Origin of the sequence: Streptomyces sp. NPDC015032 (assembly GCF_043080425.1) — a bacterium.
In the GTDB taxonomy this organism is placed as follows: domain Bacteria; phylum Actinomycetota; class Actinomycetes; order Streptomycetales; family Streptomycetaceae; genus Streptomyces.
In genome coordinates, this window is sequence record NZ_JBIBVN010000018.1 from 29,060 (window position 1) to 42,501 (window position 13,442).

The window sequence follows — 13,442 nt, forward strand, 5'->3', positions numbered from 1 at the left end:
GTGCCCGGTCGGCTTCGGCCCGGAGACGAGCGGCACGGACCCGCTGGAGGCCCGGATCGCCACCGCTGCGGTCGTCGGGCCGGGGGCGGTCCGATGAGCTGGATCGGCGGGCCGTTGCTGGCGTTCGACCTGGAGACCACGGGGACGGATGTCGAGACCGACCGCATCGTGACGGCGGCGGTCGTCCGGCTGGAAGCGGACGGATCCGTGTCCCAGGAGCGGACCTGGCTGCTGAATCCGGGGGTGGTCATACCCGAGCAGGCCTCGGCGATCCACGGCGTCTCGACGGAACGTGCCCGCGAACACGGGGCGCCCGCCGCCTCCGCGATCGGGGAGATCGCACGGGCCGTCGCCGACGGGCTGCGCTCGGGGACGCCGCTGGTGGTGATGAACGCACGCTACGACCTGTCCCTGCTCGACCGGGAGTGCCGGCGGTACGCGGTCGAGTCGGTCAGCGAGCGACTGGGCGACGCGCCTTCACCCGTCATCGATCCCTTGGTGATCGACAAGCATGTCGACAAGTACCGGAAGGGGAAGCGGGCCCTCCACGCGCTGTGCGCCCACTACGGGGTGCCGCTCGACGACGCGCACGACGCGAGGGCAGACGCCGTGGCCGCTGCCCGCGTGGTGCGGCGTATGGGGGAGAAGTACCAACCCGTCGGAGTGATGCCGTTGGACGACCTGCACAGTCTTCAGGTGCACGCGGCAGCCGAGCAGTCGCTCTCCTTGCAGGCCTATCTGCGGCGCACCGCGGATCCCGCGGCGGTCGTCGAGCCGGCCTGGCCGCTCATTCCCCGGAGGCGGGAGCCTGTGGGCGGGAGAGGGGCATCCGACCCCCGGGGGCCGTCAGTTCGGAGCCGGTGAAGCCTTGTCGTCGGCCTTGAAGTCGTAGTTGATCTGCTCTCCGTCGACGGAGGTGACGGTGACCGACACGCCCAGGGTGCTGCCGTCGCCCGCGGTGAGCGTGCACCGGGTTTCGGTGCCGACCTTCCCGGCGAGGTCCTCCGGGCACGCGATGTCCGGCTTGGGCTGGCCCGTCGTGGAGGCGAGCTTGTCGGCGAGCGAGTCGGACAGCTTCTCCGCAGACAGTTTCGGCTCGGTCTTTCCGATGCTGACCGACCCCGAGCAGCCGACGAGCAGCACGCCGGCGGCCACGGCCGAGAGGCTCCACGTGGCTACGGACAAGCGGGCTATGGTCATTGGGGGCTCCATTCCGAATGATCAAGGCAGTCGCCGGAAGCATACGTGGAACCGTGTTCCGCGGATGCCGCCGGAGCGCGGCCGGCCCACCTCCGGCAGCGGGCGGGAACATGCCGGGCTGACCTCGGTCCGGGCCGGAGCCCGATGGGACGGGCGTCCCCGCGCAGGGCGGGGGAGGCGGCGGGGCCAGGCGGTGAGTCGTGGTCCCGCAGACCTCACAGCTTTCCGAAGATCACTCCGCGCCAGGTCCAGCCCGACTCGAGGGCGGTGTTCCGCAGGGGGTCGGTCAGCTCCGCGCTGTCGAAGCTGAATGCCTCTGTCGCTTCGAGGCGGCCGTTCTCCCCGCGTTGGAGCGTCCAGCGGCGGGAGACGGTCCTGCCCGAGCCGCGCGAGTACTCCGTCGAAGTCTGAAGCCGCGGAGGATTCCCGACACGGGTGACCTCCCACTGCTCCTCTACGGCACGCACCTCATGGCCTTCCTCGGCCAGGCGCATCCGGATCCGGATGGCGTGCGTCAGTTGGGACCCGACGAAGAAGGTATGCCAGGCGGGCTCGGCGATCCGCCACTCCGCCACCAGATCGGCGTCATGCGCCGCGCCGTCGCGGATGACGTATGGGACATCCGGCCGGTTGAGGCTGAGCAGGGCTGTCCGCAACTCCTCGGCTGAGCGTGGCGCGACCCCGTCCTCGGGGTGCCTGGTTCCGGTCAGCATGTCGAAGAATCCCATGAGGTCAACCTATGAGGGGTCGGATTGTCGGTGCAAGAAGGGCCGATCCGGCGGGACGTCCTACGAAGCCGCGCCGGTGTCCGGGCGAACCGTACGCACGAAGTCCCGGAAGTCCTCCAGGACGGCGAGGTGCTGGGACGCGGTCACCGTCAGAATCAGGCGGATCACCGCCCGTTTGCCCGGATCGGCGACGTCCAGCATGGACAGGTAGACCTGCGACTGCACGAGGTCGCGGAGCGTGCCCCCGGCGACCACCGAGACGGCCAGGGTCTGGGTGAGGCCGGGAGCGTCCGCGGAACCGACCTCGCGGCGTTCGGCGACGTCGACCGACGCGGCGGACCGGCGCAGGTTCTCCACCGACTCGTCGGCGATCTCGGGGAGCGTCGCCGCGTCCGGGCGGAACTCGCCGTCGATCGTGATGTTCGCGGTGAATCCCGCATCCGGATGCGGGTGCAGCGCGACGAATGCAGCGCCCGGCGCGCCCACTCCGTCCGGCGGTGTGGCGCGCCAGCCCTCTGGCAGTTCGAACGCGATCGGTACGGGCAGGGTGGTGGTCATCTCGGTCTCTCCTTACGGCAACGGTGCGCTTAGGCAGCGGGGCCCGTGATCGCGTGCGTCAGAACAGGCTGCCGATCCCGTTGCCTATCCAGCTTGCTGCATCTCCCACCGTGTCGACGACCTTCCCCGGGTCGACGGTGAGCTCGAATCCCACGGCGCCACCGAGGGCCGGGGAGATGCCCACCTTTGGGCCGAAATGCCACACGCCATTGGCGTCCTTACTGGCGTTCAGGCTGGCCTCCGCGCCGGGACCGGCCCAGCCCTCGGCCGTGACGCCCACGCCGATTCCCCCGACGTCCGCGCCTGCGCCGACGCCGCCCTTCGCGCCTGCGAAGGCCTCGGCGCCCAGGTGCACCCCGTCCAGACCCGCCCCCGCGTTGACACCGGCCTCGGCGCCCGCCATGGCCTCCGTACGCCCGTACACCCCGACGGGGCCGGCATCGGCGCGTCCGTTGGCCGAGGCCTCGCCGCCCGCGAAGGCGCCGGCTTCGGCCTGGACGCCCTCGTGGGTGATGCCGGCGGCCGCCGAGCCCTTGGCGCCCGCATAGGCCTCGGCGCCTCCGGCCAGTTTGAGCGGGCCGTTGGTGAGCGTGCCCTCCGCGCTGGCGCGCCCGAGGTCGGCGTGCGCCTCGGCCTCGGCCAGCTTCCCCTTCCCGGTATCGGGACCGGTGGCCTCCGCCCCGACACCGGGGCCCGAGGCCTCGGACTCGGTCTCGGAGACCCATCCGTCCTTCTTGCCGGGCTTGGGGTCCGGCTTGCCGGCCTTCGCCAGATCGCCCTCGGCCTGAGTGTTGAACCCGCCGAGGCCGATCCCGTCGGTCGAGGCATCGATCGTCGCGCGGGACAGCGCCCGCTTCACACTCTGGTCGGCGGCGTCGACGGCCTTGACCGCCTTGGCTATCTGGTCGGTCCAGCCCTGCGCCTTCTCGCGGGCGTCGGCCATCAGCGTGGGGTAGTCGGGGTCGTGGTGGAGGGCGAACCTCTCCTGCTCGGAGAGGTTGTCGTACCCGACGTAGGTCGCCTTGCCGGAGCCGTCGACCTTGTAGTCCTTCTTCTCGGCGTCCTCGACGAGGTCCTTGACCGCCTTCTGCAGGCGGGTCAGCTCGGTGTGGGCGTCCGTGAGGAGACTGGCGATGGCCAGCGCCTCCGTCTTCGCCGCCCCGTACTCGAAGGCCGTGGCCGAGGCATTGTGCTGCTGGGCACCGTAGGCGAGACCCTGCCAGTTCCCGTTGCCCAGCACACCCTGCACGTGCTTCTCGTAATTGGTCTTGAGCTCGCCGAAGCGCTCGCCCATCTTCTTCCAGGCCCCGGACACGTCCGCGAAGGAGGACAGGTCGGCCGTCATCACGTCGTGATAGGTCAGCGTCATGGCGGTGCCCGTCACATTCCGTCGAAGCTGCTGGGGAGCCGTATGGAGTCCGCCTGGGCGCCGGCGTTGAGGTCCTGATTCTGGAAGATATTCTGCGTGCCCTTCAGCCCGTTCAGCTCCTGCTGTAGGCGCCCCATCAGCCGGTTCGCCTGCCCTTGCCAGGCGACCAGTGCGTCGGAGACGCCCTGGTCCGAGGCCCAGCCGGAGAGGCCCTTCAGGCCGGTTTCCTGCTTCAGCAGGGGGCTGGCGGGGGCCTGCGGAGCGAGGAAGGGTGCCCGTACCGCTCCACCGCCGGCCGCCATGCGGCTGGCTGCCTGGGTGTCGGGCATCTGGTGCTCTTCCATGTACTTCGACGCGCGCTTCTTGTCACTCGGCGAACTCGCGAGCTTCTGCTCGCCGCCTTCTCCGGCTCCCATGGGCAACCCCCGTTGCGATCAAACCTATTCGGCCTCAAGGCCAAGAGGCATAGTAGGGAAGATCACCGTCCGGGGTTCCGGCGGCCCCCCACCTCGGCACCGCGCCCTCGCCCGAGCAAGGGCGCACGTCCGTGAGGACCGCTCGGCGGACCGACGGGGAGACAGGGGGGTCGGGTGCACGGCGGTGCGGGCGGGCGGCCCGCCGCGTGTATCCAGCCTCTGCCGCGCGACGGGAAGCGCCGTTCAGAAGGGGTACCAGCGCACCTCGGGGTCGTCCGCGCGCAGTGACGCCACCCTGCGCCGGAATTCCGTCAGCGCCTTGGGATTCGCCGGGGCGTGCTGGGAGACCCAGGCGCAGCTCGCCGTCTCGCGGGCGCCGCGCAGAACCGCGCATCCTTCCCAGGTACGCACATCCCAGCCATACGTTTCGGTGAACGCTTCGTAGGCATGGGCGGGCAGGCCGTACCGGTCGCGGGAGAGTGCGAGGACCACCAGATCGTGCTCGCGCAGATCGGCGGAGAAGGTTTCGAGATCGACCAGCACCGGCCCGTCCGGGCCGACGTGGACGTTGCGGGGGAGCGCGTCGCCGTGGATGGGACCCGGCGGCAGGTGCGGGGCAAGGGCCGCCGCAGCCTTCGCGAAGCCGTCGCGCCGGCCGCGCAGATAGTCCGCGTCGGCCGGGTCGATCGCATCGCCCGCGAGCCGCAGCCAGCGCTCGACGCCGCCGAGCAGCTCACGGCGCGGCAGTGCGAAGCCCTCCGGGGCGGGCAGCGCGTGCACCTGGGTGAGCAGCGGGGCGAGGTCGCGCGGCTCGGCAGGGCGTACGGCGGCGGGCAGCCGGTGCCAGAGCGTCACCGGGTGGCCCTCCACCAGCCGCGCCCCGGGCTCCGCGGCCCGTACGGCGGGGACGCCGGAGGCGGCCAGCCATTCGGCGACGGCCACCTCGCGTTCGGCCCGGTCCCGCAGCTCCGGGTTCCGCACGGCGTCCCGGCCGACCTTGACCACCAGGTCGCCCGTGGCGAACACCGCGTTCTCACCGAGCGCGAGCAGCTCCGCGCTGCCGGACAGTCCGGCAGCGGTCAGCACCTCGCGCGCACGCTTCTCATTCATGGCTCCGATTTTCGCATCCGCGCAGGTTGGCTTGACGAACCGATGGCCCGTCAGCACGATGACGAGGGCCAACCTGAGCGGCCAGAACGGTACGAAACCGATCAAATGACGCGAAGGGGGCGAATTTATGACATTGACAAGTGTGACCGTTCGATCCGGGACACACGGTCCGCCCGGCAGCCCGCACCAGAAACCGAACCGGCCGGTCGACCGGAACGCGGGCACCTGGTTCCTGGTGCTGCCGGCGCTGATCCCGATCCTGATCCTCAGTGTCGGTCCGCTCCTCTACGGCATCGCCCTGGCCTTCACCGACGCCCAGACCGGCCGCACCCGCTCCACCCAGTGGGTGGGCGGGCTGAACTTCCAGGACCTGCTCCACGACACCCTCTTCTGGGAGTCCTTCCGGATCGGCCTGTTGTGGGCCGTGGGCGTCACCCTGCCGCAGTTCGTGCTGGCGCTCGGCCTCGCCCTGCTGCTCGATCAGAACCTGCGGATGCGCTGGCTGGCACGGGCGCTGGCGATCATTCCCTGGGCGATGCCCGAGGTGGTCGTCGGCATCATGTGGCGGCTCGTCTACAACCCGGACGCGGGCGTCCTCAACGAGACCATCCACGACCTCGGCCTCGGTGACGGCCGGGCCTGGCTCACCGGACTCGCCACCGCCCTGCCCGCCGTGATCGTCGTGGGGGTCTGGGCCGGTATGCCCCAGACCACCGTCGCCCTGCTGGCCGGACTGCAGAACACCCCGCACGAACTCCACGAGGCCGCCGCCCTCGACGGAGCGGGCGCCTGGCGCCGCTTCCGTACCGTCACCTGGCCCGCGCTCAGGCCGGTCGCGCTCTCCATCACCGCACTCAACTTCATCTGGAACTTCAACTCCTTCGCCCTGGTCTACGTGCTGACCAACGGCGGACCGGGCGGCCGCACCCGGCTGCCGATGCTCTTCGCCTACGAAGAGGCCTTCCGTTACGGACAGTTCGGCTACGCCGCGGCGATGGGCTGTGTGATGGTCGCGGTGATCTCCGTGATCCTCGCGGCGTATCTCGCCGGCCGGCTCCGGGGAGGGGAGGACCGGTGAGCCTGCGTACCAGCAGATCCGCGCGCGCCGGACAGTACGCCGCACTGTCCGGCTATCTCGTCTTCCTGGCGTTCCCGTTCGTGTGGCTGATCTCCACCGCCTTCAAACCGGCGCGCGAACTGGGCTCCCTGCACCCGACCTGGATCCCCGGGCATCCGACGCTGGACAATTTCCGCGCGGCATTCGACGAACAGCCACTGTTCCGGGCCGCCGCGAATTCGCTGACCGTCGCGGCCTGCGCCGCCGTCGTCGCGGTGCTCGTCGCCACGCCCATGGCCTATGTGACGGCCCGCCACCGCTCCAGGCTCTCGACGGCCACCACCGGCTGGGTCGTGGTCAGCCAGGCGTTTCCGTTCGTCCTGCTGATCATCCCGCTCTTCCTGATCCTGAAGAATCTCCATCTGATCAACACCCTGTGGGGGCTGGCCATGGTGTACGTGGTCTGGGCGCTGCCGTTCGCGCTGTGGATGCTGACCGGGTACGTACGGGCCGTGCCCGCCGAGCTCGAAGAGGCCGCCTCGGTCGACGGCGCGGGCCGGCTGCGGACGCTCGTCTCGGTCACCGCGCCGCTGCTGGCCCCCGGCATCGTCGCCACCGGGCTCTTCGCGTTCATCACCGCCTGGAACGAGTTCTTCTTCGCGCTCGTTCTGCTCAAGACACCGGAGAAGCAGACCCTGCCGGTGGTGCTGACTCACTTCCTCGGCGCGGAGGGCGCGGCCGATCTCGGACCGCTCGCCGCCGCGGCGTTCGTCGCGACCCTTCCCTCACTGGTGATCTTCGCGCTCATCCAGCGACGGATCACGGGCTCCATGCTGGCCGGGGCGGTGAAGAGCTGATGCGCGCACCGGTACGGATGTGCGCACCGGTACGCAGGACGGCCGCCGCCGTGGCCACCGTGCTGGCCCTGCTGCTCACCGGCTGCGCGGGGACGGACCGCGAAAGGGGCGACGACGGGCACACCGAGCTCAGCTTCCAGTCGTTGGCTTGGCAGAAGGAGTCCGTCGACGCCAACAAGCAACTGGTGAAGGAGTGGAACGAAGCCCACCCCGATATCCATGTCACCTATGTGCAAGGCAGCTGGGACACCGTGCACGACCAGTTGCTCACCTCCTTCGAGGGCGACGAGGCGCCGGACGTCATCCATGACGCCTCCGACGACCTCGCCGACTTCGCGTACGGCGGCTACCTCGCCGACCTGCGGACGCTTCTCCCGGACCGGCTGACCGCCGACATCCCGCAACAGAGCTGGCGGACCACCACCTTCGGCGACGGCGTCTACGGAGTGCCGTTTCTCCAGGAGCCCCGCGTCCTGATCGCCAACACCGGGATCCTCAAGGAGTCGGGAGTCCGCATCCCGACCCCCGACAGCCCCTGGAGCTGGACCGAATTCCGGCAGGTCGCCAAGGAGCTGACGGGCAAGGGGAGGTACGGCGTGGCCTGGCCGCTCAAGGAGCCGGTCTCCGCCACCCTCAACCTCGGGCTCTCCGCGGGCGGCCGGCTCTTCCACCGCGGCGCCGACGGCAGGGTGACCATCCGTGCGGGCGCGGGCGACCAGGTCGTCCCCGGCACCATTCGCGACCAGGTCGACACCGACCACAGCGCCGCCCGCACCGCGCTCGGCATGGGCGGCTCCGACACCCTCCCCGGATTCTTCGGCGGCAAGTACGCGATGGTTCCGCTGGGCTTCTCGTACCGCCAGCAGGTTGCCGAGCAGGCCCCCGAGGGCTTCGAGTGGACGGTCCTGCCCGCCCCCGCCGGAACCGGAGGGCTTGCCCAGGGGGTGAGCCCGCAGACCCTCTCCGTCTCGGAGGCCGGCCACCACAAGAAGGAGGCCGCGCAGTTCATCGACTTCCTGCTGCGGCCGCGGAACATGGTGCGCCTCGCCAAGGGGGACTGGATGCTCCCGACCGGCACCGCGGCCCTCGCGGACCCGGCACTGCACACCGACAAGGACGGCTGGTCGACCGGTGTCGCGGTCGCGAAGGGGCTGCGGCCCGCGCCCGCCCAGTCGGTCCGCGGCTATCCGGAATGGAAGGACAAGGTCGCCACGCCCGCCCTCCAGGAGTACTACAGCGGGGCGATCGGCGCACAGGAGCTGAGGAGACGTCTGGTGGACGACGGCAACCGGGTGCTGGCCCGCTATCAGCGCTGAGACGTCCCGGAAATAAAATAGACGAGACGTATCGTCTCGCATACGGTGTGGGCATGCCGAATAGCACGCGTGCCCATATCGCCATGTTCTCCATCGCCGCCCACGGTCACGTGAACCCGAGCCTGGAAGTCATCCGGGAGCTCGTCGCCCGTGGGCACCGCGTCAGTTACGCCATCCCCGCGTCCTTCGCCGAGAAGGTCGCCGCCACCGGCGCCGAACCGGTGCTCTACACCTCGGTCCTGCCGACCGAAGAGGCCCCGGACGCCTGGGGCACCGAAGTGATCGACAACGTCGAACCCTTCCTCGACGACGCCGTACAGGCCCTGCCCCAGCTCATCGCGGCCTTCGAGGGGGACGAGCCCGATCTCGTCCTGCACGACATCACCTCCTACCCGGCGCGGGTCCTCGCCCACCGCTGGGGCGTCCCCGCGGTCTCCCTCTCGCCCAACCTGGTCGCCTGGGACGGGTACGAGGAGGAGGTCGGCGAGCCGATGACCGCCGAGCTGAAGCGGACCGAGCGCGGACGGGCGTACTACCGGCGCTTTGAGGAGTGGCTCGCCGGGAACGGGATCGATCAGCACCCGGACCCGTTCGTCGGCCGGCCGCCGCGGTCGATCGTCCTGATCCCCGAGGTGCTCCAACCGCACGCCGAACGCGTCGACAGGGCGGTTCACACCTTCGTCGGCGCCTGTCAGGGCGACCGGGCGGATCAGGGGGAGTGGCAGCGCCCCGCCGAAGCCGACAAGGTGCTGCTGGTCTCGCTCGGCTCGACCTTCACCAACCAGCCCGGTTTCTACCGCGACTGCATCACGGCCTTCGGTGATCTGCCCGGCTGGCACGTCGTGCTCCAGATCGGCGCCTGGGTCGATGCCGCCGAACTCGGCGACGTACCGGCCCAGGTGGAGGTGCACTCCTGGGTGCCGCAGCTCTCCGTGCTGAAGCAGGCGGACGCCTTCATCACCCACGCGGGTGCCGGGGGCAGTCAGGAGGGGCTCGCCACCGCCACCCCGATGGTTGCCGTACCGCAGGCCGTCGATCAGTTCGGCAACGCCGACATGCTCCAGGCGCTCGGTGTCGCGCGCCACCTCCCGATGGCCGAGGCGACCCCCGAGTCGCTGCGTGCGGCCGTGCTCGGCCTGGTGGGGGACCCCGAGGTGGCGAAGCGGGCCGCGGCCGTGCGGGAGCGGATGGCGGGGGAGGGCGGCACGATGCAGGCGGCCGACCTCATCGAGGCCGAACTCCCCGGCTGACGGCGGCTGGTCTCGTCTCGGGCCGAACTCCCCGGCTGACAGTGGCTGGTCTCGTTTCGGGGCGGACTTCCCGGCCGGCGGCTGCCGGTCTCGTCGTGGGGCGGACTTCCCGCGTGGCGGACGGGGGTGGAATCAAGCCGACTCCCGGCCCGCCCGGGGGTGCCGCCCCGCTCCGTCTTCCCGTCTGCGAACCGTGCCGGTCGTCGTTGCGGGAGCGGCGAGTCCCGTACGTGGGGCGGACGTTGCGACGGGCGTGCCCGACGTGGGTGCGGCTGGCCGGTTTCTTATTACGAAACCTTGTTGAGTAAGTCACAGCCGCATGAAGGTCTTGATCTGAGCGCGTCAATCGGCGAGGGTTTCGAGCCAACCCCCGGAGATATTCCGGCCGGGGGCCAATCCCCCCACAAAGAATGACGAGGAGACCCCTCTTCATGGCAATTCACAAGCGCGCACGCCGAATGAAGCTGACCGCGGCGATAACCGCGGTGGCCGCAGCCGCCGGAGTCACCCTGATGGGCAGCTCCCTGGCCGGAGCCGCCCCTGCTCCCGCGATGGGCATCGTCTACGGTGCGGACGCGGCGGACACCGTCCCGGGCAGCTACATCGTGATGCTGGACCACAAGGCTGACAAGGCGAAGCTCGCCAAGGAGTACGGCGGCAAGCTCCAGCGGAACTACGACTCCGCCATCAACGGCTTCTCCGCCAGCGGTCTTTCGCTGACCGAGGCCAAGCGCCTGGCGGCCGACCCGGCCGTCTCCAAGGTCGTCCAGAACAAGAAGTTCCACATCGACGCCACCCAGGACAACCCGCCGTCCTGGGGGCTGGACCGGATCGACCAGACCGAGACGGCCGGCGACAACGCGTACACCTACCCGGACAGCGCCGGCGAGGGCGTCACCGCGTACGTCATCGACACCGGTGTCCGCACCACGCACAACGAGTTCGAGGGCCGGGCCAGCTCGGGCTACGACGCCGTGGACAACGACGACAGCGCCGATGACGGCAACGGCCACGGCACCCATGTGGCGGGCACCATCGCCGGTGCGACCTACGGGGTCGCCAAGAAGGCGAAGATCGTCGCCGTCCGGGTCCTCGACGACTCCGGCTCGGGCACCACCGAGCAGGTCGTCGCAGGGATCGACTGGGTCACCGAGCACCACGAGGGCCCCTCCGTCGCCAACATGAGCCTCGGCGGCGGTGCGGACGAGGCGCTCGACTCCGCGGTCCAGAAGGCCATCGCCTCCGGAGTCACCTTCGCGGTGGCAGCCGGAAACGACTCCGCCGACGCGAGCGAGAGCTCCCCGGCCCGTGTCCCGGAGGCCATCACGGTCGCCTCGTCCACGGTGGACGACGAGCAGTCCTACTTCTCCAACTACGGCTCGATCGTGGACATCTACGCCCCGGGATCGGACATCACCTCGTCCTGGAACGACAGCGACGGCGCCTCCAACACCATCTCCGGTACGTCCATGGCGACCCCGCACGTCGTCGGTGCCGCCGCCGTCTACCTCGCCGGACACCAGGACGCCACCCCGGAAGAGGTCGCCACGGCGCTGACCGACGGTGCCACTCCCGACGCGATCTCCAACGCGACCGAGGGCACGCCGAACAAGCTGCTGAAGGTCGTCGAGTAACCGCCCTTCGGCAGGCATGACCGGGCAGCGGACGCCCGGCACACCGGAATCGGCGGCCGCCGTGCCCTCCCCCACGGGGCGCGGCGGCCGCACCGCGTGAAGAGACCGTCCTATGGTGTGCCCATGACGATGTACGCGGCGCTGTTGCGCGGAATCAATGTGAGCGGCCACAAGAAGGTTCCGATGGCCGAACTCCGCACACTGCTCACCGGACTGGGCCACGGCGACGTCCGAACCCACCTGCAGAGCGGCAACGCCGTCTTCAGCAGCACCTCGGAGGACGAGAACGCACTCGCCGCAGAGCTGGAGCAGGCCATCGAGCAGCGGTTCGGATTTCCCGTCCCCTGTCTGGTCCGGAACGGCGCCTACCTCGCGGCAGTTGCGGCGGCCTGTCCCTTCCCGGCCGCCGAACTCGAAGGCCGACAGCTGCACGTCACCTTCTACGGACAGCCGGTCGACGCCGAGCGCTTCGCCCGGATCGACCCGGCGGCCTACCTCCCCGAGGCGTTCCGGATCGGCGACCGCGCGCTCTACCTCTACGCGCCCGACGGCCTGGGCCGTTCCAAGCTCGCCGACGCACTGTCCCGGCCCACCGTCACCAAGGGCGTCACGGCCACCTCGCGCAACTGGAACACCGTCGTCAAGCTCGTGGAGATGACCGCACACGACGGAGCCCGCACATGACCGAACCGTCCCCCGGAGTGGCCGCGGCCGTGGAGGGCGAGCTCCGCCTCCTGGACCCGGTGGTACGGGCCTCCGCCGAACTCCTCGCCCAGGTGCTGCACCCCGAATACCGCGAGATCGACTCCTTGGGCCGGGTCTGGGACCGCGACATGATGATCGCCTCGCTCACCGGGGACGACGCCCCGCGTCCCGGCCCGCTCACCGCGTCCCGCATGCACGGAGTGCAGCTGGACGGCCAACTGGTCCACCTCACCTACGACACCGAGACGAAGGGGCACTTCGCCCACCGCAGTTCCCTGTGGCGACTGACCGGGGCGGGCTGGCTGCTCTACTTCCATCAGGCCACCCCGTTCGCCCGCACCGAGCGCCCTGGTCCCGACAGGCTCTGAGGCGGTTCAGCGACGGGCGACGCGCTGCGCCCGCGCCGTCCACCGCCCGTCCGTACGGGAGATCCGTACCGGATGACCGAAGCAGTCGCTGACCCGGTCGGTGGTCAGTACCCCGTCGGCCGGGCCCGATGCCACGCACCGGCCACCGCGCAGCAGCATCGCATGCGTGGTCGAGGCGGGCAGTTCCTCCAGATGGTGCGTGACCAGGACCGTCGCCAGCTCCGGATGCTCCTGGCGCAGCGTGTCCAGGCTGTCGAGCAACTGCTCGCGGGCGGCCAGGTCGAGGCCCGTGGCGGGTTCGTCGAGCAGCAGCAGCCGCGGTCGCGGCATCAGGGCGCGGGCGATGAGCGTGCGGCCCCGCTCCCCCTGCGAGAGCGCCGGCCAGCGGGAATCAGTCTTGCCGCCCATCCCCAGCATCTTCAGCAGCCGCTCCGCCTGCGCCCGCTGCTCCTCGCTCGCGGACCAGCGCGGCACCGGTTCGACCGAGTTGGTCAGTCCGGTCAGCACCACCTCGCGCACCGACAGCGGGGAACGCAGCGGATGACGCGGATTGACATGTCCGAGCAGCGACCGCAGCTCCCGCAGATCGACCCGCCCGAGAGTGCGCCCCAGCACCTCGACCGTGCCCCGGGTGGGGTGGTTGACCGCGCCGAGCAGCCCCAGCAGCGTGCTCTTCCCGGCTCCGTTGGCACCGAGCAGGGCCCAGTGCTCACCGCTGCGCACGGTCAGCGAGACCGAGTCGAGCAGGACATTGCCGTCCCGTACGAGCGAGACGCCGTCGGCCCGGATCACCGGGGCGGCGGCCGAGGAGCGGGGGGCACCGGCCGGGGCGGGAACGGGGGTGGTGGAATGCGTGGTCACGTGCGGGTACTCC

15 protein-coding genes are annotated in these 13,442 nt (G+C 70.4%); 8 read left to right on the forward strand and 7 right to left on the reverse strand.

What is annotated here, in order from left to right; translation table 11 throughout:
- The first annotated feature begins 93 nt into the window (after positions 1 to 93).
- A complete protein-coding gene (locus ACF08M_RS23900) occupies positions 94 to 864 on the forward strand; it encodes a 3'-5' exonuclease (RefSeq protein ID WP_392187303.1) in 771 nt (256 codons plus the stop codon).
- On the opposite strand, the gene ACF08M_RS23905 is transcribed toward ACF08M_RS23900, so the two are convergent.
- The 6 genes from ACF08M_RS23905 to ACF08M_RS23930 all read right to left on the reverse strand — a co-directional run bounded on the left by ACF08M_RS23905 (position 847) and on the right by ACF08M_RS23930 (position 5,381).
- Positions 847 to 1,200 (reverse strand): DUF4333 domain-containing protein, encoded by a 354-nt coding sequence (locus ACF08M_RS23905; protein WP_392187304.1) that lies wholly within the window; start codon positions 1,198 to 1,200, stop codon positions 847 to 849. The two genes, ACF08M_RS23900 and ACF08M_RS23905, sit on opposite strands and share 18 nt — an antisense overlap.
- Positions 1,201 to 1,415: 215 nt before the next feature.
- Positions 1,416 to 1,928: a hypothetical protein gene (locus ACF08M_RS23910; protein WP_392187305.1), complete on the reverse strand. Its 513-nt coding sequence runs from the start codon at positions 1,926 to 1,928 to the stop codon at positions 1,416 to 1,418.
- 60 nt (positions 1,929 to 1,988) lie between these two features.
- Positions 1,989 to 2,486 carry a hypothetical protein gene (locus tag ACF08M_RS23915; RefSeq protein WP_392187306.1) on the reverse strand — a complete coding sequence of 166 codons (498 nt, stop codon included), beginning with the start codon at positions 2,484 to 2,486 and terminating at the stop codon, positions 1,989 to 1,991.
- 58 nt (positions 2,487 to 2,544) lie between these two features.
- Positions 2,545 to 3,855, reverse strand: coding sequence for a hypothetical protein (locus ACF08M_RS23920; RefSeq protein ID WP_392187307.1), 1,311 nt, complete (start codon positions 3,853 to 3,855; stop codon positions 2,545 to 2,547).
- An 11-nt stretch (positions 3,856 to 3,866) separates the two neighbouring features.
- Entirely contained in the window at positions 3,867 to 4,271 is a 405-nt protein-coding gene (locus tag ACF08M_RS23925; protein ID WP_392187308.1) for a hypothetical protein, read from the reverse strand.
- Positions 4,272 to 4,514: 243 nt separating this feature from the next.
- Positions 4,515 to 5,381, reverse strand: a complete 867-nt coding sequence (locus ACF08M_RS23930; protein WP_392187309.1) for a phosphotransferase enzyme family protein — start codon at positions 5,379 to 5,381, stop codon at positions 4,515 to 4,517.
- 127 nt (positions 5,382 to 5,508) lie between these two features.
- Between ACF08M_RS23930 and ACF08M_RS23935 the strand changes: the two genes are divergently transcribed.
- From ACF08M_RS23935 to ACF08M_RS23965, 7 genes are all read left to right on the forward strand, one after another.
- Positions 5,509 to 6,459: a carbohydrate ABC transporter permease gene (locus ACF08M_RS23935; RefSeq protein ID WP_392187310.1), complete on the forward strand. Its 951-nt coding sequence runs from the start codon at positions 5,509 to 5,511 to the stop codon at positions 6,457 to 6,459.
- Entirely contained in the window at positions 6,456 to 7,295 is an 840-nt protein-coding gene (locus tag ACF08M_RS23940; RefSeq protein WP_392187311.1) for a carbohydrate ABC transporter permease, read from the forward strand. The genes ACF08M_RS23935 and ACF08M_RS23940 overlap by 4 nt, the downstream gene beginning before the upstream one ends.
- Before the next feature lie 17 nt (positions 7,296 to 7,312).
- Positions 7,313 to 8,611, forward strand: coding sequence for an ABC transporter substrate-binding protein (locus ACF08M_RS23945; RefSeq protein WP_392187417.1), 1,299 nt, complete (start codon positions 7,313 to 7,315; stop codon positions 8,609 to 8,611).
- A gap of 53 nt (positions 8,612 to 8,664) precedes the next feature.
- Positions 8,665 to 9,861, forward strand: a complete 1,197-nt coding sequence (mgt, locus tag ACF08M_RS23950; protein WP_392187312.1) for a macrolide-inactivating glycosyltransferase — start codon at positions 8,665 to 8,667, stop codon at positions 9,859 to 9,861.
- A gap of 431 nt (positions 9,862 to 10,292) precedes the next feature.
- Positions 10,293 to 11,495, forward strand: a complete 1,203-nt coding sequence (locus ACF08M_RS23955; RefSeq protein ID WP_392187313.1) for a S8 family serine peptidase — start codon at positions 10,293 to 10,295, stop codon at positions 11,493 to 11,495.
- A gap of 123 nt (positions 11,496 to 11,618) precedes the next feature.
- Entirely contained in the window at positions 11,619 to 12,179 is a 561-nt protein-coding gene (locus ACF08M_RS23960; protein WP_392187314.1) for a DUF1697 domain-containing protein, read from the forward strand.
- A complete protein-coding gene (locus tag ACF08M_RS23965; protein WP_392187315.1) occupies positions 12,176 to 12,568 on the forward strand; it encodes a DUF4440 domain-containing protein in 393 nt (130 codons plus the stop codon). Before ACF08M_RS23960 ends, ACF08M_RS23965 begins: the two co-directional genes overlap by 4 nt.
- Positions 12,569 to 12,574: 6 nt before the next feature.
- Here ACF08M_RS23965 and ACF08M_RS23970 read toward each other — a convergent pair whose 3' ends face one another.
- The gene (locus ACF08M_RS23970) at positions 12,575 to 13,429 is read right to left on the reverse strand and encodes an ABC transporter ATP-binding protein (protein ID WP_392187316.1); all 855 of its coding nucleotides are present in this window, start codon (positions 13,427 to 13,429) and stop codon (positions 12,575 to 12,577) included.
- Between the last annotated feature and the right edge of the window lie 13 nt (positions 13,430 to 13,442).